Genomic DNA, 21,280 nt, shown 5'->3' on the forward strand with positions numbered 1-21,280 from the left:
AAGCCCTCCGTCAGGTCGGATTACAGTCCCAGCTTGAACCGGGCGCCGATCGAGACGCGACGGTCGCCGCCGACAAAGCGGAACGGCAGGCCGGGGAACTGCAGGTAGGTTTCGGCGTCCTGCTTGGTCAGGTTGGAGCCTTCCAGGGTGATCTTCAGGGCCGGGGTCACCGCATAGGCGACCTGGCCGTCCAACTGGCCATAGGCCTTGTTGTAGATCCCCAGGGTGTGGACGTCCGCGCCGGAACCAAAGCCGAAGTTGCCCAGATAGGCCTTGTCACGCCAGGCATAGGACAGGCGCGAGGAGAACGGCCCGGCCTCGTAGTAGCCCTGCAGGTTGAAGGCCGTCTTGGAGACGCCCGGGATCGGCAGGCTCTTGGAAAAGTCGTTGCTGTAGGGCGACTTGGAGTCCGAGTAGGTGTAGTTGGCCGTGAAGCCGAACCCGAAGTCGAAGGCGTATTGCGCCTGCAGTTCGACACCCTTGATGGTGCCGCCTTCGCCATTGACCACCGACGAGAACGGCCCGACCGAGCTGCCCACGACCGACTGGTCCTTCACCGAGATGCTGTAGGTGTTGGAGACGATGAAGCTGTCGACGGTCTTGTAGAAGAAGCCGCCCGAAATCAGACCCTGGGCACCAAAGTAGCGCTCATAGGCGATGTCGAACTGCGAGGCCCGGAAGGGGTCCAGGTTGGGATTGCCGCCGCTGCCGTTGGTGTAGAGGAACTTGTCCAGGTTGGGGCCTGGATTGGACGAGCGCGTGAAGTTGTACGAAGCGCCCTGGCCCAGGTCGAACAGGTTCTGGGACGAGACCACACGGGCCGCGCTGGCGCGGACCTTGTCGGTGTCGTTGATCTCGAACACACCCGACAGGCTGGGCAGGACGTCAGTGTATTCGCGAACCGTGCGGGAGGAGTCAGGGTTCTTGAGTACGCCGTTCCAGCTGTCGGTGCCCCACCACAGCGGCGTGACCGGCGTGTTGGAGGCGTCGATGACCAGCTTGGTGTTCACGATGCGGACGCCGGCATTGATGTGATAGGCGTCGTCCATGTCGCCCAGGTCGGCCATGGCGTAGGTCGAGGTGGTCTTGTCGCGGATCTTGAAGGACTCGATGGGGTCCTTGTAGAAGGCGAACTTCGTCGAGGGGTAGAGGGCCTGGATCCAGCCGACCGGATTTTTCATCTGGCCATAGTCCTGGAAGATCGCCGTCACGCCGTTGACGTTGTCCGTGACCGCCCGCGACGGGTTGGACGCCGCCGTCTGGTAAGGCGTGATCACAGCCGGCGAATTGCCGAAGCGCCCGCAGGCAAACGAGGCAATGTCGCACTTCTTCAGGCCGATGGCACCGTCCTGGAAGTAGCCGAGTGGGGTCCAGTCCACGAACGTGCCGCCGACGGTCGTGCCCTGGGCGCTGGCCGGCAGTTCGCCCTTGCCCGAATAGTCAGCCAGATAGCGACCATAGGTGGAGTCGATCTCGCGGTCCGAGTAGCGGCCGCCGAAGCTGAACACCAGGCCCGCCTCTTCGGCGAAGCTGGGCGTGTATTTGAAATCGCCGGTCAGGGCGATGTCCTTGACTTCGCTTTTGTCGCCGAAGGCCCAGTGCGACTTGAAGAACACCGAGGTCGGGGTCGCCATCGCGGTGGCCAGGGCCGCCGAAGGCGTAAAGGTGGGGTAGGCACCATTGGCGAAAGCATAGGTGGCCGTCAGCGGAGCGGTCGCATTGGGCGCAAAGCCGGCACCGCCGTCGCGGACGCCATACTGGGTGTAGCGCGTATCGACCTGGCCGGAGTTGGACTCGTAGTCAGACTTGGAGAAGGCTGCGCGGACCTTGCCGGTCAGCGGGCCGCCATTGTCCCAGTCGGCCGAGAACTGGAAGTTGTCGGTCTTGGCCTGGGCGTCCTTGGCGAAGGTATCACCTTCCGACGAGTTGGCCGTGACATTGCCTGACTGCAGGATGCCGTCCTTGATGGTCAGTCCCTGCGAGTTATAGGTCGCGTTCTCGTTGGCATAGGCCCACTTCAACGAGTGTTCGCCCGTGAAGATCTTCAGGTCGGAATGGAACCAGTCGGCGCGCACGGACAGCGAGTCGGAGACCCGCAGATCGGCGTTCAGCGAGAAGGCGGTACGCTCGCGCTCCTGGTGGCGGTTGTTGGTATAGCGGTATTCCGGCGACCAGACATTGGTCGTGCCGGTGGCCACCTGGTTGTTGCCGGTCGCAGTATTGCGGGCCCGGAATGCCCAGTTGCCGCGATTTTCGCCGCTCAGGATTTCGGTGTCGACATTGGTCTTGTCCCAGGAAAAGCTTCCCAGAAGGCCGAAGTTGTCATTGAATTTGTGACCCAGGACGACCGAGACCTGCGGCTTGGCCTTGCCGTTGAACGATCCCTGATTGAAGCGCACGTCGGCCGAGATGGTGGTGTCGTCGCGGACGTCGAGCGCGTTGCGGGTCTTGAGGTTGATGGTGCCGCCCAGGCCGCCTTCGATCACGTCGGCGCGGGGCGACTTGATGACATCGACGCCGGCCAGGAGGTCGGACGGAATGCCTTCCAGCGAATTGGTCTGCTTGGCGTTGCCTTCGCCGAGGCGGAAGGCTTCAAGGCCCGACAGGAAGGTGTCGCCGTTCAGCAGGGTGACGTTCTGATCCAGGCCCCGGATGCGGACCTTGGTGCCCTGACCGTTTTCGCGATCGATCTGAACGCCTGGCAGGCGTTGCAGCGACTCGGAGATGTTCTGGTCGGGGAACTTGCCCATGTCCTCGGCCGTGACCGACTCGATGATCAGGTTGGAGTTCTTCTTGACGTTCAGCGCGTTGGCCAGCGAAGCGCGGAAGCCGGTGACGACCACTTCCTCGACTTCGGTGGAGGCGGGCGCCGGCGCCTGCTGGGCGTGGGCATGGCCCGCTGCCATCATGGCGAGCGCGGATGTGGCGGTCAGCAATGTTGCGCGAGACCGATTGAATGAGTTTCTCAAGACCTATTACCCCTCTGCTTAGTCTGAGGCGTGGAACCGCAACCCCTGAGGAGGTCCTCAAGGTTGTTTCACGCTTGCTTTCGGGATGCCTGACGCACCCTCCCTGTACTGATCCCGACGTCTCTCTGGAGCCGGTGATTCGGGCTGTTGACCCGAAGGCAGCGCTGTCAATTCTAGAAGAGACAGCGCTGTCAGTACCCTTAGATAACAGCGGTTCATTTCCTAAAGCAAGTTTTTTTACTTGGATTTCCGAAGCTCTCCGCCCGGGTAGCGGGTCGCGGTGTCGCCGCGAGGCGCATCACGCCTGTTGTGAGCGACGACTTTCCTTGCGGCGCAAGGGCTTGGCGGCGTCACTGTTCCTAGCGTCCGCATCAAGTCTTGCTCTGGTTGAGCCCGCGCGATCTAATGCAGGCTCAATCGGGGGGCTTCAGAGTGACGACAGTAGAATCCGTAGGCGGGACATTCGATATCGGGCGCGTCGCCCGCCGGACGTTCGAGGTCATTGGCGCAAACTTTCCGCTGTTCGCAGCAGCGGCCGTGGGCTTGGTCGGCGTGCCCAGCCTGATCTCGACGATTGGCCAGACCAGTGTCAGCGCAACCGACCTGACCAAAGGTTTTCCGCTGCTGTTCATTGGCGGCGTTCTGGCCTTTATCGGGACCTACATGCTTCAGGGCGCGGTGGTGTATGCCAGCATCAACACGCTCAACGGCCGCAAGACCAGCGCCGGAGACGCCATCAGCATGGGTGCCAAACTATTCCTGCCTCTGCTCGGTCTGGCCATACTGATGGGCCTTGGCCTTGTGGTCGGTTTCATCCTGCTGATCGTACCAGCCATCATACTCAGTGTGATCTGGGTTGTGGTGGCACCGGTTCTGGTGGCCGAAAAGCGTGGTGTGACCCAGACCTTCCAGCGCAGCCGCGACCTGACGCGCGGCCACCGCTGGAGCATCTTTGCCCTGCTGGTCATCTACTTCATCGGCGCCATGGTCATAAGCCTTACGATCGCAGCGCTCGGCGGCGGTGTGGCCAGTTCAATGACCGAAGGCGCGCAAGGCAACATGGCCACCCTCGTGCTTACGCCGCTCTACAACGTCGTTGTGGGCGTCATCGGTTCGGCGGGCGTCGCTGCGATCTATTACGAACTGCGGTCGGCCAAGGAGGGCGTCGGGCCCGAGCAACTGGCATCTGTGTTCGACTGACCGAAAGGATCAGGCGTCGTGCTTGTCGCGACGCCTGACACCCAAAAGCAGCCGTGCCTCTAGCCGGCCGCGAAGGGCGGCGTAGTAGGCGCTCAGGAAATCGAAATCGTCTTCGTCGGGTGACCGGGTCCAGTTGATCCGGATGGCGATGCGCTCGGCAACGGCCCGCAGGGTGCGACGCTCGCGCAGGCGCAGCACGTCTTCCAGAACATGCAGTTCCTTGGCCCCGTAGGCGTCGATCTGCGCAGGCGTGAAGGCGTAGCGACGCAGGCGCTCGGCGCCGTCGTCGGCCATGTCGCGGGTGAGGGACTGGCGCGGCGTGCGCACCACCCAGGTGCCGCCGATCAGGTCTCCCACCCGCAGGCGGTCGCGGTTGAACAGCGGGAAGAACACGAAGATCGCTGACCAGGCGAAGGCCAGCAGAAACATCCAGCTTTCGACGCCCTGGCCCTGACCGCGCCCCAGCAGCAGGGACAGCGGCATGAACAGTTCGAGCTCGCGCATGGCGTTGCGCGCGAAGATGGCCTCGGCGCGCAGTCGGCCGCCGTCACGCGAGGCGACGCGAAGACCCATGGCCCGCTTGCCCGGCGTCGCCGCCCGCGCTGAAAGCTCGAAGCCCGTGAAATAGAAGTTTCGCAACAGGAAGAAGCCCAACAGCCAGACCACGGCCATCATCTCGCCGCCGGTGAGCCCGAACGCGCCCAGGGCACCGATCCCCAGCAGCAAGGTCAGCAGGGACATGGCGGTCAGCACGCCGCCGATGATCGCCGCGTCCAGCAGGAAGGCCGCCGCGCGCTGGGCTGCGTCGCCCAGTTGCAGTTGCAGGTCGACGCCCTCAGGCGTCACCAGCGGCCGGACCATGCTCTTGTCCTGTGATCGCTTGGCGGCGCTAGCCACGGGCGGCCTCCCGTCTGGGACCGTAGAAATAAGCCCCCCAGATCACGGCGCTGACCAGGGCGACGCCATAGCGCGCCGCCGTGTCGGCAATCAGCTGCCGGCCAAAGCCTTCCAGCAGCCCGGCGACGAACAGCATCACCACCACGCCGGCCATCACGGTCGCGGCCTGCCGTCCGGCCGAGGCCGCCGCGTCCAGGCGCCGCTGCTCGCCGGGAAAGGCCATGGCCCAGCCGATCTTCAGACCACCGGCCCCGGCCAGGATCACCGCAAACAGCTCGGTCACGCCGTGGATGAGCAGCCAGCCGCCCGCCTCGACGCCCAGCCCCCGGCTGATGAACAGCGTCAGGAAGGCCCCCAGGACGGCGCCGTTGTAGAGGACGAGCAGGGCCGTAGGCACGCAGAACGCAAAGCCCAGCGCAAAGGCCAGCAGGGCGACCTGGGCATTGTTCGTGAACAGGAACGTGGCGAACGCCGACAGCCCGTCACTCTCCGCCTTGCCGGCCAAGGTGGCCTTCAGCGCTGCAGTCGAGGCTGCGGGATCGCGGCCGCCCGCCATCTCTGGCGGCATGAAGGCGTAGTACCAGTCAGCTTCCTGACCCACCAGCCAGGCAGCCGCCAGGGCGCCCAGGGTCATCAGCAGCGCGCTGACCAGGGTTTCGCGCCACAGGCCCCTGACCGCCGCCGGCCAGCCACCCGCAAAGAACTCCGTCAGCTTGGCCCGCAATGAACCGCGCGCGCCATAGACGAAGAAGTAGGCGCGCGAAGACAGGGTCTCGAGATAGGCGATCAGGCCGCGATCCAGCGAAGTGGCCCGCGCCACCGACAGGGCCGACAGGGTCGAGCGATACAGCACCGGAATCGCCAGGATCTCGTCGTCGGTCAGGGCCGCCGCCGAGCCCTTCTCGACGCGATCCATCAGCCGTTCCAGCCGCCGCCAGTCGGCTTCGCGCTCCTGGCGGAAGCGCTGGCTCTTCAGGCGCGGGTCTATCCTGATATCGCTCACAGCAGGTCCCTGCGCTTGAGGTCCAGATAGGCGTTGATCACCGCCGGGCCGATGCGGTCGACGGGGGACTCGACGATGTGGGCCCCCATCCGCTTCAGCCGCGCCACCACCGTGTCGCGCTCGCGCAGCAGGGTCGAGGCGACGACCGCGCGCGAGACGTCCTCGGCGGTTCGGGGCTCGGCACCTGTCAGGTCTTCCAGCTCCTGGTCGCGCATCACCACAAACAGCACGAGGTGGCGCTTCAGCAGCCGGCCCAGAGCCTCGATCATCAGTTCAGCAGCGGTGGAATCGGTGAAATCGGTGAACACCACCAGCAGGGAGCGCCGTTGCAGCTTCGCGCCCAGGGTGGTCAGGGCCAGGGTGTAGTTGGTCTCTTCGACCGAATAGTCGATGCGGCCGGCGACCGTCTGAAGCTGGCGAAAGGCGTCCAGCCCGGCCACCGCGCCGGTCAGAACCCGGGGCGCGGAATCGAAGGCGAAAAAGCCCGCCCGGTCGCCGGACTTCAGGCACGCATAGGCCAGCAGGAGGGCGGCGTTGATGGCCCGGTCGATGCGCGGCGCGCCGCCCACCGGCTCGCTCATCGCCCGGCCACAGTCCAGCGCCATGACGATGTGGTGGTTGCGTTCGGTACGGAATTCCTTGGCAAACAGCTTGGCGTGGCGCGCCGACTGCTTCCAGTCGATCGCCCGGCGGTCCATGCCCGACTGAAAGTCGCGCAGGGCCTGGAACTCCGAGCCCTGGCCCATCTCGATCTGGGCCTTGACGCCGATCAGTGCGTTGCGCGCCATCAGCCGGACGGCCTCGTCGCGCACGCCGCGCAGGTCGGTTCGCACGGCGGCCTTGACGTCGAGCGCGAAGGTCTTCTGTTTCCAGACCAGGCCCATCGGTCCGCACCAGCGCACCCAGAGGGTTTCCAGATCGCCTTCGCCGCGCCGCTCGGGCGTCATGTCGAAGGCGAACCGCGCTTCGCGCGCCTCGACCGCCGCCGCGACGAAGGGCGAGGCCAGCCCCAGTCGGCTATCTGCGGCCAGCCCGGCGAAGGCGGTGGCCGGCACCGCCCCACGCCCAAACCGTGTTGTCAGGGTCATGGACGCCGGACGCGCCACGGCCAGATCCAGAAACGGTGGCGGGTCCAGGCTGAGGGCTGAGCGCGGTCCGCCCATCAGGGCGTCGACCACCAGCAACAGGGCTACCAGCCCCAGCCAGACCGGCGCGACAAGCCATCCGGCCGGCGTCAGCACGCCGGTCAGCAACGCCACCGGCGCGCCAATGGCGGTCGCCAGTATGGCCCGGCGCATCGGGTAAATCACCGTGGCGCCGCCACGCGGTCCACCAGGGCGCGCAGGACGGCATCGACCTTGCGCCCCTCGATCTCGGCCGCTGCTGACAGGATCAGGCGGTGGCGCAGGGCAGGGATGGCCAGGGTCTTCACATCGTCGGGCAGCACATAGTCGCGACCATCCAGGGCGGCTGCGGCGCGGGCGGCCACCGCCAGCATGGCGCCGGCCCGGGGCGAGGCACCGGTCTCGATGTCGGTGGAGTCGCGGGTGGCCCGTACCAGGTCAGCGACATAGCCTACGACCTCGTCGGTCAGGGTGACGCGGGCGACGGTGTCGATGGCGACATCGATATCGGCCCGCGAGGCGACCGAGGTCACGCCCAGGGCCACGGGGTCCATCTGGCCGGTGCGTGCGCCGTGCGAGGCGATGATCCGCCGCTCCTGGGCCGCGTCGGGATAGGCCAGCACATGCTTGAACAGGAAGCGGTCCAGTTGCGCCTCGGGCAGGGGATAGGTGCCCTGCTGCTCGATGGGGTTCTGGGTGGCGACCACGGTGAAGCGCGGGCTCAGGGCATGGGCGTGACCGTCGATCGTGACATGCCGCTCCTGCATGGCTTCCAGCAGGGCGGCCTGGGTCTTGGGCGGGGTGCGGTTGATTTCGTCGGCCAGCAGCAGTTCCGAGAACAGCGGCCCGCGCGTCAGGGTGAAGCTGGAGGTCTGGAAGTTGAACAGGTTGGTGCCGATGATATCGGCTGGCATCAGGTCGGGCGTGAACTGGATGCGGCCATAGTCCAGCGCCACCGACCGGGCGAAGCTGTGGGCCAGCAGGGTCTTGGCGACGCCCGGCGGTCCTTCCAGCAGAACGTGACCCCCGGCGAACAGGGCGACCAGAAGCACGTCCACGGCGGCGTCCTGACCCACGACGGCCTTGCCGACCTCGGCGCGGATGGCATTGGCCATCGCCCTGACTTCACTGACGTCCACGCACAAGCTCCTGTTTCCAAATATGCAGATCGCAGGCTACCGCCATCAGGTCGGCCGGACCGCTGGCGGCCTTGGCGCGCTCGGCCAGGGCCGAATAAAGATGGGTGGCGCCCGACAGGACCCCGACCCGATCCAGAAAAGCGTCCAGTTCTGCGCCGTCCAGGCCGCGCGGGGCGGCTATGGCCCGGGCGACCGAGGCGCGCACCAGATGGGCGTAGGGCAGGGCCATGCGATGCTCGCGCCGGGCCAGTCGCACCAGGCCGGCCGTATTGTCGGCCAGCGCCGCCTTGCCCAGCGCCACGGCCCGGGCCGGCCGCCGTGCGGGACCAAAGCGCACCGCCGCCTGGAACCCCGCCAGGGCGGCGATGGCCAGCACGACCAGGGTCACGCCCAGCAGCGGAGGTTGCAGCATCAGTCGCAGCAGGCTGCGCGGGCGGGAGAAGCCATGCAGGGTCAGGTCGAAGACCACGGGCGTATCATCGGCCCGGATCAGGTCCAGGATCTCGACCGCGACCCGCGCCCCGTTCGCCGTCTTCAGCGCCTGGGTGTTGAGCAGGTCGGGATCAGCCAGCACATAGGTCCAGCCTTCGGGCTGCATGGCCAGCACGACGCCGCCGGCGTCGTCGAGAAGGACGGGGACCATGTCCTTGCCCTGAAGCGTCTGCAGGTGATCGATCTTCAGGGGGCCACCGACAGCGCCGCCCTTGGGCCTGCGCAGGCGAATGCCGGCTTCGCCCCGGCGGCTGTTCAGGGTCAGGTCGCCCTTGATCGCCTTGGGCAGCACCCCTAGCGACTTGGCCGGCGCATAGGGCTGGAAGGTCTTGACCCAGCCGTGGTGGCGCTCGTCCGGCGCTGTCTGCCATTTGGGCAGCACGATCAGCAGCGGGCCAGTATGCTTTATGGCCGCGATCTGCTCGGGGCGAGTTTCGGCGGTGGGGGTCAGGATCAGCAGGCTGTCCTCGGCGGCGGGCCCCAGGGTACCGCGCCGGGTCAGGACCGGCTGGCCCGTCAGGGTCAGCAGTTTGGACGTCGCCGCAAAGCCGACCGAGGACTTCGACAGCGCATGCCCGCCGCCGTCGTTGCCCGACTTCAGCTCGGGGGCATAGGCCGACAGCACGCCCAGCCCGGCCAGGCAGATCACGCCAACCAAAACCAGCAGGATCATCGTGCGGGCGGAAAAGCCGCCGGCGTCCCGCTCTTTCGCCCGACTCATGCGCGCCATCCTTCGGGCAGGGCGAAGGCCTCATAGGCCTGGCGACAATCGGCGAAGGCGTCCGCGTCGACCGCGCCGCCGCCGAACAGGCTGCGTTCGACGACCGCGCCGATCTTGGCGAAGGCCGCGCGGGCGGCTTCGGGCAGGACGGCCAGACCGGCGATCTCGCGCGTCGTCAGGGCCACGCCCACGGCTCTGGCGCGATGGGTCTGGATATCCTCCACGCTGCGTAGAAGCAGAAGGTGGGCGGCCTCGCCAAACAGGCCCCGGGCGGCCAGCCGGTCGGCCTCGTCCAGTAGGTTTCTGGCGGCGGCGGCATCGGGGCGCCAGAGCTCTTGGGCCGGCAGCACATGGGGCGTCGCCCTGGCGGCGGGCGTGCGCAGTTTCAGGATTTCGCGGACGATGGCGTACAGGATCAGGGCCGCCAGCAGGGCCAGGCCGCCCCAGAAGATCCATTTCAGAAACGGGGCGATAGCCTCCAGCAGATCGCCGATCCAGCTTAGCCAGGGCGGGATCTTGGGTATTTCCAGCGTGCTCCGGTCAAACTGGAACGCGCGGTCCTTGATCAATCTGGCATGGGCTGTGGCGACGGCGTCGAGGTCTGACACCCGCCGTTCTAACGCGCTGCCCCCCGGCGCTGTCGCAACGTCCATCTACACCCCAAGTCGCGATCACGCCCCTGACTGGGTCGAGCAATCGGAGCCTAAAGTCAACCTCGCCTTGCAACGCGCGGGCTGCAACTGTGTTGGTCGCCTGGGCTGTGCCGAAGGACGCAGTAAAGTGGCTCAGCCATGGCCTTTCCTGGCGATGAACCCCGACAAAGCCGGTATGAAGAGCCATGGATCGCAGGCGAAGACTCCTCATCGTCGGGGGCGGAACGGCAGGCTGGCTGACCGCCGCCTACCTGGCCAAGTCCCTCAGGATCGCCGACCAGGCGCATCTGGAGATCACCCTGCTGGAATCGCCGGACCTGGGCGTGATCGGCGTGGGCGAGGCCACGTTCCCGACCATCCGCAACACCTTGCAGTTCCTGGGGATCGACGAGGCGCGCTTCATCCGCGAGACTTCGGCGACCTTTAAGCAGGGCATCCGGTTCAACGACTGGGGCTGGGCACCCAGGGACGGGCGACGCCATCAGTATTTCCATCCGTTCGAGGCCCCGTTCTCGACCGACGGGACGAGCCTGGCGCCCTATTGGCTGCTGCAGGACGAGGCCACGCGCGCGCCCTTCGCTGAGGCCATGACCATTCAGGCCCGAGTTGCCGCCGCCCAGCGCGCGCCCAAGCGCCCGCACGAAGGCGATTTTTCGGGGCCGCTGAACTACGCCTACCACTTCGACGCCATCAAGCTGTCCCAGGTTCTGGCCGAACGGGCCCGCGATCTGGGCGTGCGCCACCTGCAGGGGCTGGTCACGCACATCGCGCTGGACGAAAGCGGCGCCATCGGCGGGATCGACTGCCAGGAACACGGCCGGCTTGAGGCGGATCTCTATATCGACTGCACGGGGTTTCGCTCCGAGCTGATCGGCCAGGCCCTGAAGTCGCCGTTCAAATCGGTGCAGGACGTGCTGTTCGCCGACCGGGCCCTGGCCTGCAAGATTCCCTATGATCGCCCCGGCGCGCCGATCCAGAGCTTTACCGTCGCCACGGCCCACGAGGCCGGCTGGATCTGGGACATCGGTCTGAACGGCGCGCGGGGCGTGGGCTGCGTCTATTCCAGCCGGCACATGGACAACAACCGCGCCCAGGCCATCCTGCGCGACTATGTCGGCCAGGACGTCGAGCTCCCGGCCCGGGCGCTGGCGTTCGACGCCGGCTATCGGCAGCAGCAGTGGATCAAGAACTGTGTGGCTGTGGGCCTTTCAGCCGGCTTTCTGGAGCCGCTGGAATCGACGGGCGTGGTGCTGATCGAGGCGGCGCTGGCGATCATTGCCGAGCTTTTCCCGCACAACGGGCCCATCAGCGGGCCGGCCCAGCGCTTCAACACGCTGATGAGCGCGCGCTACGACAACATCGTCACCTTCCTGAAGCTGCACTATTGTCTAAGCCAAAGGGCCGAGCCCTTCTGGCGTGACAATGTCGACCCTGCCTCGATCCCCGAGCGCCTGGCCGATCTGCTGGAACAGTGGCGCTATCGCCCGCCGGCCCGTTATGACTTCATCCTGGATCTCGAGACCTTCGCCTTCTTCAACTACCAGTACATCCTGTACGGCATGGACTTCCAAACCGACCTGGCGCCGGGGCGCGATGAGTTCCCCGACACGTCGGCGGCGGATCGGCTGTTCGCCAAAATCCAGGCCTTTGGCGACCGGGCCCTGGCTGATCTGCCCGGCCATCGCGACCTGATCGAGCAGATCAATCATTTCGGCTTTGACCGGACGGCCGCGAGCGCCTGAAGGCGGCGGGATGGCAAAAAAGGCCCATGAAATCAGGTGGGTGGTTTCTGGGCGACCTTCCCATCGACCAGCGTATCGAGTTCGCCGCTCTCACGGGCCTTCTTGCCGTAGACGGCCTCGAACAGCGGGCTGGCCATCACCGTGGTGACGATCGCCATCAGCACCAGCATCGCAAACAGGGTCGGGCCGATGATGCCCTTCTGCAGGCCGATATTGATGATGATCAGCTCCATTAGCCCGCGCGAGTTCATCAGGGCACCGATGCCCAGGGCGGTGCGATTGTCTTCGCCCGACAGGCGGGCGGCGGCATAGCAGGCCACGCCCTTGGCCAGGATCGAGGCGGCCAGGATGCCCAGCGCGATCGCCAGCAGCTCAAGCGAGTTGACCATGTCCATCCGGGTGTTGAGGCCCGAATAGGTGAAGAACATCGGCAGCAGCAGGACCACGGCCAGGGGCTCGACCTTCTGTTTCAGTTCTTCCACGAACTTGCCGCGCGGCATCACGACGCCCAGCGCGAAACCGCCGAAGATCGCATGGATGCCGACGGCATCCATCACAAAGGCCGAGAAGCAGAACGCCATCATGGTGATGGCTAGAACCGTCATGCTCATCTGGCCTTCGCGTTCGACGATCCGGCCCAGCGGGGCCAGCAGGCGCTTGCCGAACAGGCCCAGGAACAGGACATAGGCAAGCCCGCCGCCGATGGCCAGGACCGCGACGCCGGGTCCGCCGCCGAACGTGGCCAGAACCACAGCCAGCACGCACCACGACACGGCATCGTCAAAGGCCCCGGCGGTCAGCGACAGGGTGCCCAGCGAGGTCTTGGCCAGGCCCCGCTCGTTGATGATGCGGGCCAGCATCGGGAAGGCGGTCAGGGCGATGCACGCGCCCATGAACAGGGTGGCGTTGAACTGCGAGATGCCGTCTGCGAACAGCCCCGGCACCTTCAGCAGGAACGGGGTGATGGCCACCGCGATCAGGAATGGCGCGATGATGCCGGCCAGTGAAACACTGGCCGCGCTCTTGGCCTTGGCCTTGAAGTGATCAGCCTGAAAGGTCGTGCCGACCATGAACATGTAGAGGCCCACCCCCAGTTGGGCGCCGACATAGAGCACGTTCTTGGTTTCCTTGGGGAACAGCATGCCCTGGAAGGCCGGGAACAGCAGGCCGAGCAGGGACGGGCCCAGCACCACCCCGGCGATCATTTCGCCGACCACCTGGGGCTGGCCCAGCAGCTTCTGGCCCAGCCAGCCGACCACGCGGCAGGCCAGCAGGATGACCGCCAGCTGCAGGAAGAAGTGAACGCTGAAATCGGTTGGTGTGTAGCTGTGGGGGGCGGCGAGCGTGGCGGGCCCGTTGGGGGCCAGGACCTTTCCGACTGTGCTGACGAGACTGGCGATGATGTCGGACAAGGTCTGTGTTTCCCCCGCGTTCGGCCTGTCGGGCCTGAGTCTTGCGCCGAACGGGCCAGAGTTTCCCAGTTCATGCAAGCCGGGGGAGCGCATTTTTGTGGCTATGCACCCAATTGTTTTTGTTGATGAATTTACTGTTGCCGTGGTGCCACAATGTAGTAACGTACCTACACGACAGCCCTGTCATAAGGAGACCGGCGCGATGAAGGTGGTCACCAGCCGCGCGTTCAATCAGGATGTCAGCCAGGCCAAGCGCGACGCTCGGATCGCACCGGTGTTCGTGACCGATCGCGGCAAGGCGACCCATGTGCTGCTCAGCGTCGAGGCCTATCGCAAGCTGACGGGCCAGGCGGAAACCATCATCGACATGCTGGCCATGCCTGACGCTGCGGCGTTCGAACTCGACGTCACCGGCGCGGCCGAGGTCTGGCGACGTGGCGGCGATATCTGATGTACCTGCTCGATACGGATATCGTCGTGGAGCTGCGCAAGGCCAAAACCTCGGGCGCCGACCCGGGACTGGCGGCGTGGGCGACGGGCGTATCGCGAACCAGCCTGTTCATCTCGGCGATCACCCTGCTGGACCTTGAAACCGCCGTCGCCCAGCTGGGTCGCAAGGACAAGGCTGCCGGCCTGGCCCTGCGCAACTGGCTGGACAATCAGGTTGGCCCGGCCTTCGACGGGCGAATCCTGCCCGTCGATGCGGCCATCGTGCGCCGACGGGCCAGTTTGCCCCAGGCCGAGGGGCGTGACGCCCTGCTGGCGGCCACGGCGCTTGAGCATGGGCTGACCGTGGTCACCCGCAATGTGGCCAGCTTCAAGGCGGGGCGGGTGAAGGTGTTCAATCCCTTGGACTACAAGCCCGACACGGCGAGCGACGATGAAGACTGGGGCCAGGCGACCAAGGCCGGCTCTCACTGGCTTAGAAACATCTTCGTGCGGGGCTGAGCGCGATCAGGTCGCTCGACGCCCTGGCGATGGCGTGACGCTGCGCCGCTCCAGCCACCACAGGGCGGCCAGCGTCGCCAGCAGAGCGGCGGCCCAGGGCCAGGGCGATCCCGGCGCGTGGCGGCCGGCTTCACGGGCCTTGGCGGGTGCGGCCTGCGCCAGGGCCAGGGTGGCGTCGCGATTGGCTGCCTGCCGCAGCGACGGCGCGGCATCGGCCGGCTGGACATAGAAGGCGCTCTGACCGCGCTCGCCGTCTCGGACCAGATGCCAACCTGGTCGGCTCGGCCAATAGGCGGCGCAGGCCCGCTCGCCGGTCGCCGGATCGACCAGGGCGGCGCGCTCGGTGCCGTCTGGCCCCACGATACGCGTCCCGCTTCCCAGATGGCAGAGCGACGCGCGTTCGCCGTGTCGCGTCAGGCCCCCCAGCCGCGCGCCGCCGGCCTCGCCGGGACGGGCCAGCACCGAGAACAGCTCGCTCCACAGGTCGCCATAGCGATCCGCCTGGCCGGCCAGGACCAGCACATAGCTGTCGGTCACGGTCCAAAGGCCGACCCGTCCACGCCCGCGCCCGCGCCAGCTGGCCAAAGCGACGCCGTCGCGGTCCCGGATCATCGAGATTGCGCTGGGGCCAGCCTGCGTCAGGTCGCGACGATTGAGAGCGAGGTCGCCCTCCAGCCGCAGGGCGCGCGCATCGTCGCCGCCCGAGACCGCGACGCCCAGCCCGGCCCATTCGCGGCGCGTCGCCTCAGACAGAGGACCGGTCGGACGCAGCAGCAGGCCCAGGCCTGTCCGTGTCGCGGCCTCCAGCGCGGCGCGTTCGCCCGCGTTGAGACTGTCCCAGCGTCGGTCGTCGATCACGACCAGGTCGATCTTGTCCAGGGTCTCCGGGTTCAGCAGTACGGACGGATCGCCCAGCTGGACGCCGGCCCCGACCTCGATCTGCACGGCCAGATCAACCCCGCCGTCCTGGGCCCAGCGCTTCAGATATTTGGTCTCGGGACCGGGCGCGCCGGCCAGAACCAGCACGCGCGGCGGGCGCTGGGTGCGGGTGTCGACCGGGATGGCGATCTGCTGGATGATCCGTCCGGCACCATCGCGCAAGCGCAGCGAAAACAGGGTCTGGCCCGGTGCGCGGGCATTGGCCGACAGGCTAAAGCGGGCCCCGGCCGTCACAGGCGCGCGATCCGCTACGGCATTGGCCGGATCGACCAGTTCGACCACGCCCGACGGCCGCGACCCCACCTGTCCGCCGACGGAGATAACGGCGCCCGGCGCAACGGCGGGTGGCAGCGTCAGGCTGATCAGGCCGCGCGGCTGTGGGGTGAGAGCGACCTCGACGATCCGCTCCAGCGGCACCTGATCGCGCGGAACCAGACCCTCGCCCTCGATGCGCAGGCGTCCGGCCTCCGGGAAGCGGCGCAGGGCGCTGGCCAGGTCGGGCGTGCGTATTGCGCCCTTCAGCGGGCCGGCCTCGGGCAGGGCCACCAGGATGTCGCCGGGCTGCAGCGGCGCCGCAATGGTCGCGCCGCGCGTGGCGATGATCAGCCGACCGGGCGGGGTGGCGACCTTGGGTGGAAACAGGGTCAGGCACAGCAACAGTGCGGCGAGGCTTTGCAGGGCGATCAGCGTCGCCGTGCGCCACAGCGGGCCTCGCCCGGCCGTGTTGATGGCACGCCGCCACAGCACCAGTCGAACGATGCCGACCACGACCGCGAGGGCGACCAGAGCGAGGGTCCAGACCTCAGGGCCGGTCATTGCAGCGCATCCAGATAGCGGCGACCGCGTGGGCCGGGCGGCTGGCGGCGCTGGATGCCTGCCACCGGCCGCTCCAGCGCCGTCCACAGCAGGGCTCGCAATCTGCGCCGGCAGTCCAGGCACGCAGGCTCGTTGCGAACGGTGTCGATGGCGGCCGCAAGGGCGAGCGGGTCCGTCAGGCGGCTGGCATTGGCGCGCGTCCAGCGCTCCAGCGCGTCGAGACGAACCGGCGCGCCCGAGCCAGGTGACTCGCCCAGGGCGCGCCACGCCTCGGCCACGGGGGCGTCAGCGGGCGTGCGCGCCACGGGCTGAAGGGGGGCGGCGGCGATGCCCTCGCGCTTGCCGGTCAGCCGGCGCGAAAGGTCGATCGGCGGCAGCTTGGGCGAGGTGCGGGCCAGAAAGATCCGGCCGGCCTGCTGGGCGGTCTTCAGCAGGTCCAGCGCGCGATAGGCATGGGGCAGGGCGTCCTGAGGCTTGCCCTGACGCAGGGCACGCTCGGAGCTCCACATGGCGTCCAGCGCCAGGCTCAGGGTCGAGCGCGTGCCGGGATCAAACAGGGTCGAGGCGTCGCCGCTGTCATGGGCGTGACCGTATTTGGCGACCACATTGTCCATCTGGCCGAAGGTCTCGTCGGCCTCCTGACCGTGATCATGACCGTCATGGGCGTCGTGGCCGGCCGGCATTGGCGCCGGCTTGGCCTTCGGCTTGGGCGGGGTCGGCGCGTCATTGGTGGGCAGTTGCAGGGCGGCGGGGGCGTCATTGGTCGGCAGGGACAACCCGCCGCCGCCGCCGCCCTCGGCCTCCTCGCCCATGAACTGGCCATAGCGCAGGCGAAGCTGGGCCTGATCGCCGCCCAGGGCGTTGGAGCGGTCCAGGAACTGGTCAGGGGCGGTGCGGGCGCGTTGGGCGATCAGGGCCTCGGCGTCGATGATGATCTGGCGCTGACTGCGGAAATAGGCGGGCATCACCTGCCGCGCCATGCCGTCCAGGCCGTCGGCCAGGCCCAGGTCGCTGGACCACCGCAGGATCACGCTGGGCCCCTCGACCACATGCCGCCCGGCGGCGCGGTTGTCGCTGACTACCAGTTGCACGATCAGGTCGCTGCCCGGAGCCATGCCCTCGCGGGTCAGGTCGAGTGTCGTCGAGAAACGTCGCCGCCGGGCCTCGCCCTGGCCTTGCAGGGACAGGGCGCGTTCGACCGAGGTGATGTTCTCGCCTTCGCCCTTGGTCAGGGTGACGCGCAGTGTGGCGGTGGCCTCGACCCCATAGTCGTCGCTGGCCTCGAACACTGGCGTCCAGCGCGCCTGGCCGGGCGTGGTCATCACCAATTGGCTCTCCGGCGACAGGATCCGCACCACCGGGACAGCGTCGGCGATCACCTCCAGCCGGTGCAGGCGCTGCCTGGCCAGGCCGGCAGCGTCTAGGCGATAGAGGGCCGAGCGCGCGAAGGTTTTGCCGCCGGTCCAGTGTCCGTTCGCCAGATCCAGGGCCAGCCTTGCCTCGCCCGGAAAGTCCAAGGCGGCAAAGGCCGGCGGCGGGGCCACGTCCAGGATCCAGTCGACGCGCGAGCGTTCCGGAATCCGGGCGTCCAGCGCCGTCTGTTCCGAGGCGGCCAGGCCGGTATAGGGCGGTGGCGTTATCCTCAGCCGCGTGCTGGTGACCCTGGGCGTGCCGGGCAGGGCGGGGAACCGCGCGGCCGCGTCGCCGCCGGATGATCCGGCCCCGGCCGGCCATAGGGCCACGATAAGGATGGCGACGGCACCGAGACCTGCGCTCCCGGCGATCAGACGGCGCGACCAGGCCGGACGCAGGTCGAGGGCGCCGATCCGGCTCAGGCGATCCAGCAGCCGTCCCCGTTGTAGGGCAGCCAGCCCCTTCAGCGTGTCAGGGCTCTGAAACAACAGGGCGCTGCTGTCCTCAAGGCCGGGGACCCTGGCGTCGAGCGCGGCGATCAGCCAGACGCGGTCGAAACGCCGGGCGCGTTTCAGTGCCAGCAACGCCAGTCCGCTCAGACCCGCCAGGGCGGCGGTGAGACCCGCCACGGCACCCACGGTTCGCCAGGCCAGAACGGCCAGGGCCAGGACCACCGGCAGGCCGATGGTCAGGGTGTCGAGCGCCACGCGGGTTCGCGCCGCGTCCTGGTGGCGGGTCAGGCTTTGCGGGCCGCTCATGGCGCTGTCGCCCGCTGTCGGCGTGTGGCCAGCCAGCGCTCAAGCGCGAAGATCAGGGCGATCAGCGCGGCCAGCCAGGGGCGCAGGTCGAGGGGAGGTCTCTGATAGGTCGGCGCGCCCAGCGTCGGGGCATGGTCGGCCGCCGCGACAAGGGCAGGCTGCGGCGGCGGCTCCAGCAGGGCCCACAGGGCATCGGGAAAGTCGGGCTCGACCAACTGCGGGATCGCGGCGGGCTGCAGGGGGCGGGTGAGTTGCAGCACGCGGCCCTGGCCAAACCGACCGGCGGTGGCCAGGGGTTCGCCCACGGCGTCGCGCCAGACCACGCGCCTGTCGCCCTCGACCGGGGAGGGGCTGTCATCGGGGAGCAGCACGACGCCGCCGCGCTCGACCCAGTCCAGCACGGCGGACGGCATCGGTGCCGGCGATAGCCAGACCAGATGATGGGCGGCCTTGGGCAGGGGCTGGTCTGCTGATGCAGCGTCATAGGCCGGCGGCTGATCTGGCGCAGTCCAGGCGATGGCGGCGGCGCGGAAATAGCGGGCGCTGTCCTGAGCGTCCGGCGCGAAGCGGACCACCAGCGCCGGCGGGGCGCGTTGGGCGACCGGCTTCTGGCGACGATCCGTTGGCGTGATCCGCCACTGCACCGGTCGCGACAGACGGGGCCGTTCGGCGTCGACGCCCGACAGCACCGGGGGCACGATCAAGGTGATCGGCGCCTGCGCCGGGGCTTCCGCGTCCAGTTGGCGGATCAGGCTGCTGATGTCGCCGGGGGTGGGCGGCGCGGGATGCTCAAGCCCGGGAAAGCCCGGTGCCAGCCAGATATGCCGACCCTTCAGGCCTTGGGCGACGGCCGGGTCGAGGTCGGGCGAGACGGCGATCACCGGCCGGCGGTCCGCCAGACCGCGCAGCACCGGCTGGGCCAGGAACAGGGCGAGGGCGGCGATCAGGGCGATGCGCACGGCCAGCAACAACCGCTCGTCCAGCCGCAGGCGGCGCACCGGCAGAGGGTTGGGATCCAGCCAGCGCAGGGCGGCAAAATCGATGGTGCGGGTCTCGCTGCTGCGCGCAATGTGGATCACCAACGGAACCAGCACGGCGGCCAGTGCCAGCAGCCCGACAGGCAGGAGCAGGGCAGGACTCATCGGCGCGCAGCCGCCCGCGACAGGGCCAGGATCGGCAGGTCGGCACCCTCGTCCACGAAGTGCTCGACGTGGCGCACGCCCCTGGCGGTCAGCCGCGCGGCCAGGTCGCCCCGAGCCTTTGCGAAGCGGGTCAGGAAATCCTCACGCAGGCTGCGTCCGTCGCCGACGATCTGGGCTTGGCTTTCTGGGTCCTGGAAGCGAAAGCCCCGGTCGAAGGGAAAGTCGCGCTCGTCAGCGGTGAGGATCTGGATGAACGAGACGTCGCGGCCCGAGGCGGCCAGCCGCTCGGCGGCGGCGATGCAGGCCTCGTCAAAGCCGTCCGACAGCATGACCACCATATCGCTGGCTGCGATGCGTCCGCCGAACACGCCGAGGTCGCGCGTCCATTGCACGACGCCGCCGGCCCGCAGCGGGGCCAGGGTCAGCAGGGCGCGGTCGCGATCGCGGCGGTCCGAGGCCGGCGCCTGGGCCAGCGGCCCGTCTGCCGTGGCCACGATCAGACCAAACCGGTCACCCTGGTTCAGCGCCACCTCGATCAGGCTGGCGGCCACACGCTTGGCGGCGTCGAAGCGCGACCAGTCGGGGGTGGCCAGATCGGCCTGGGCCATCGAGGCGCTGGCGTCCAGAACGATCCAGATCGCCACGGGGCTTTCCCGCTCGGCGTCGCGCACGAAGAAGCGATCGGACCGCGAATAGAGCTTCCAGTCGATCCGCCGTAGGTCATCGCCCCGCTCATAGGCCCGGTACTGGGCAAACTCCATCGTCCCGCCGCGATTGCGGCTGGCATGCATGCCGTGCTCGACCAGGGTCGCGGCGCGCCGGGGCGTCAGCGACAGGCGACGCAGGCGGCTGCGCAGGTCGGGGGGCAGGTCGAGCGGAGACATGCCGTGAAATCAGTCCCGGGCAGGGGGCGGCAGGGCGGCCAGCAGGGCGGCGATCACGTCGTCGGTGGTCTTGCGCTCGGCCTCGGCGGCGAAGGACAGCAGGATGCGGTGGCGCATCACCGGAGGGGCCAGAGCCATCACGTCGGCGCGGGTCGCGGCCAGCCGTCCGGCCAGCAGGGCGCGGGCCTTGGCGGCCAGCACCAGGGCCTGGCCGGCGCGCGGGCCGGCACCCCAGCGCACATAGTCCTGCACCGCCTTGGGCGCATCGGGGCCGGGGCGCGTGGCGCGCACCAGGGACGTGATCCAGGTCAGCAGGCCATCGCTGACATGGACCTCGCGAACCCACTTCTGCAGGGCGACGATATCCTCGCCGGTCATCACCGGTTTGGGCGCTGGCAGGTCGCCGCCGGTGGTGCGAACCAGGATCGCCCGCTCTTCCTCCGCCGTCGGATAGCCCACCCGGATGTTGAGCAGAAAGCGGTCCAGCTGCGCCTCGGGCAGGGGATAGGTGCCGGCCTGTTCCAGCGGGTTCTGAGTGGCCAACACGAAGAACGGCTCGGCCAGCCTGTGGGTGACGCCGGCATAGCTGACCGTGTGTTCTTGCATGGCTTCCAGCAGGGCGGCCTGGGTCTTGGGCGGGGTGCGGTTCAGTTCGTCGGCCAGCAGCAGGTTGGTGAAGACCGGGCCCTTCTGAAAGCGGAAATGACGATGGCCGGTGCCGTGGTCTTCCTCCAGCACCTCGGTGCCCAGGATGTCGCTGGGCATCAGGTCGGGGGTGAACTGCACGCGGTGGAAATCCAGCGACAGGGCCTGGCCCAGCGTGCGCACCAGCAGGGTCTTGCCCAGGCCCGGCACGCCCTCGATCAGGCAGTGGCCGCGCGCCAGAAGACCGATCAGAAGCTGCTCGACGACCTCGTCCTGGCCCACGATGGTCTGGCCGATCGCCGTGCGTAGTTCGTCCAGGCGTTCCAGCTTGCGGGCGATTTCGGCTTCGGTGGGAGTGTCGGTCATCAAGGCTCCGGGATAGG

At 67.9% G+C, this 21,280-nt stretch carries 17 protein-coding genes and 1 pseudogene; 4 read left to right on the plus strand and 14 right to left on the minus strand.

Annotated features, from left to right (window positions below; genetic code table 11):
* Window positions 1-20 precede the first annotated feature (20 nt).
* Entirely contained in the window at window positions 21-2,909 is a 2,889-nt protein-coding gene (locus ACW179_RS11660) for a TonB-dependent receptor (protein ID WP_492059678.1), read from the minus strand.
* A 492-nt stretch (window positions 2,910-3,401) separates the two neighbouring features.
* On the opposite strand from ACW179_RS11660, the gene ACW179_RS11665 reads away from it, so the two are divergent.
* On the plus strand, window positions 3,402-4,169 hold the full coding sequence (locus ACW179_RS11665) for a glycerophosphoryl diester phosphodiesterase membrane domain-containing protein (protein ID WP_492059679.1): 768 nt from the start codon (window positions 3,402-3,404) through the stop codon (window positions 4,167-4,169).
* Window positions 4,170-4,178: 9 nt separating this feature from the next.
* Here ACW179_RS11665 and ACW179_RS11670 read toward each other — a convergent pair whose 3' ends face one another.
* The 7 genes and pseudogenes from ACW179_RS11670 to ACW179_RS11700 form a co-directional block, all read right to left on the minus strand.
* Window positions 4,179-5,030 (minus strand): RDD family protein, encoded by an 852-nt coding sequence (locus ACW179_RS11670; RefSeq protein WP_492059680.1) that lies wholly within the window; start codon window positions 5,028-5,030, stop codon window positions 4,179-4,181.
* A 28-nt stretch (window positions 5,031-5,058) separates the two neighbouring features.
* Complete coding sequence (locus ACW179_RS11675; RefSeq protein WP_492059681.1) at window positions 5,059-6,069, minus strand: stage II sporulation protein M; 1,011 nt, start codon at window positions 6,067-6,069, stop codon at window positions 5,059-5,061.
* Window positions 6,066-7,157: a DUF58 domain-containing protein gene (locus ACW179_RS11680; protein WP_492064303.1), complete on the minus strand. Its 1,092-nt coding sequence runs from the start codon at window positions 7,155-7,157 to the stop codon at window positions 6,066-6,068. Before ACW179_RS11680 ends, ACW179_RS11675 begins: the two co-directional genes overlap by 4 nt.
* Before the next feature lie 9 nt (window positions 7,158-7,166).
* A pseudogene (locus ACW179_RS11685) lies at window positions 7,167-7,379 on the minus strand (DUF58 domain-containing protein); the annotation flags it as partial.
* On the minus strand, window positions 7,376-8,308 hold the full coding sequence (locus ACW179_RS11690; RefSeq protein WP_492064304.1) for an AAA family ATPase: 933 nt from the start codon (window positions 8,306-8,308) through the stop codon (window positions 7,376-7,378). The pseudogene ACW179_RS11685 and the gene ACW179_RS11690, both read right to left, overlap by 4 nt.
* A 10-nt stretch (window positions 8,309-8,318) precedes the next feature.
* Window positions 8,319-9,545 carry a hypothetical protein gene (locus ACW179_RS11695; protein WP_492059682.1) on the minus strand — a complete coding sequence of 409 codons (1,227 nt, stop codon included), beginning with the start codon at window positions 9,543-9,545 and terminating at the stop codon, window positions 8,319-8,321.
* Window positions 9,542-10,153, minus strand: coding sequence for a DUF4129 domain-containing protein (locus tag ACW179_RS11700; RefSeq protein WP_492059683.1), 612 nt, complete (start codon window positions 10,151-10,153; stop codon window positions 9,542-9,544). Before ACW179_RS11700 ends, ACW179_RS11695 begins: the two co-directional genes overlap by 4 nt.
* 230 nt (window positions 10,154-10,383) lie before the next feature.
* On the opposite strand from ACW179_RS11700, the gene ACW179_RS11705 reads away from it, so the two are divergent.
* A complete protein-coding gene (locus tag ACW179_RS11705; RefSeq protein ID WP_492059684.1) occupies window positions 10,384-11,940 on the plus strand; it encodes a tryptophan halogenase family protein in 1,557 nt (518 codons plus the stop codon).
* 32 nt (window positions 11,941-11,972) lie between these two features.
* Here ACW179_RS11705 and ACW179_RS11710 read toward each other — a convergent pair whose 3' ends face one another.
* A complete protein-coding gene (locus ACW179_RS11710) occupies window positions 11,973-13,352 on the minus strand; it encodes a cation:proton antiporter (RefSeq protein WP_492059685.1) in 1,380 nt (459 codons plus the stop codon).
* Window positions 13,353-13,554: 202 nt separating this feature from the next.
* On the opposite strand from ACW179_RS11710, the gene ACW179_RS11715 reads away from it, so the two are divergent.
* On the plus strand, window positions 13,555-13,803 hold the full coding sequence (locus ACW179_RS11715; RefSeq protein WP_492059686.1) for a type II toxin-antitoxin system Phd/YefM family antitoxin: 249 nt from the start codon (window positions 13,555-13,557) through the stop codon (window positions 13,801-13,803).
* A complete protein-coding gene (locus ACW179_RS11720; RefSeq protein WP_492059687.1) occupies window positions 13,803-14,300 on the plus strand; it encodes a type II toxin-antitoxin system VapC family toxin in 498 nt (165 codons plus the stop codon). The genes ACW179_RS11715 and ACW179_RS11720 overlap by 1 nt, the downstream gene beginning before the upstream one ends.
* Before the next feature lie 6 nt (window positions 14,301-14,306).
* Here the strand turns inward: ACW179_RS11720 and ACW179_RS11725 are convergent, their stop codons facing one another.
* The 5 genes from ACW179_RS11725 to ACW179_RS11745 are packed head-to-tail and all read right to left on the minus strand — an operon-like array spanning window position 14,307 to window position 21,263.
* The gene (locus ACW179_RS11725; protein WP_492059688.1) at window positions 14,307-16,055 is read right to left on the minus strand and encodes a hypothetical protein; all 1,749 of its coding nucleotides are present in this window, start codon (window positions 16,053-16,055) and stop codon (window positions 14,307-14,309) included.
* On the minus strand, window positions 16,052-18,226 hold the full coding sequence (locus tag ACW179_RS11730) for a DUF4175 family protein (protein WP_492059689.1): 2,175 nt from the start codon (window positions 18,224-18,226) through the stop codon (window positions 16,052-16,054). Before ACW179_RS11730 ends, ACW179_RS11725 begins: the two co-directional genes overlap by 4 nt.
* Window positions 18,223-19,368, minus strand: a complete 1,146-nt coding sequence (locus ACW179_RS11735; RefSeq protein ID WP_492059690.1) for a BatA domain-containing protein — start codon at window positions 19,366-19,368, stop codon at window positions 18,223-18,225. Before ACW179_RS11735 ends, ACW179_RS11730 begins: the two co-directional genes overlap by 4 nt.
* Window positions 19,365-20,252 (minus strand): DUF58 domain-containing protein, encoded by an 888-nt coding sequence (locus tag ACW179_RS11740; RefSeq protein ID WP_492059691.1) that lies wholly within the window; start codon window positions 20,250-20,252, stop codon window positions 19,365-19,367. The genes ACW179_RS11735 and ACW179_RS11740 overlap by 4 nt, the downstream gene beginning before the upstream one ends.
* 9 nt (window positions 20,253-20,261) lie before the next feature.
* A complete protein-coding gene (locus ACW179_RS11745) occupies window positions 20,262-21,263 on the minus strand; it encodes an AAA family ATPase (protein ID WP_492059692.1) in 1,002 nt (333 codons plus the stop codon).
* Window positions 21,264-21,280: the final 17 nt, after the last annotated feature.

This window comes from Caulobacter sp. AVps18 (assembly GCF_058681425.1).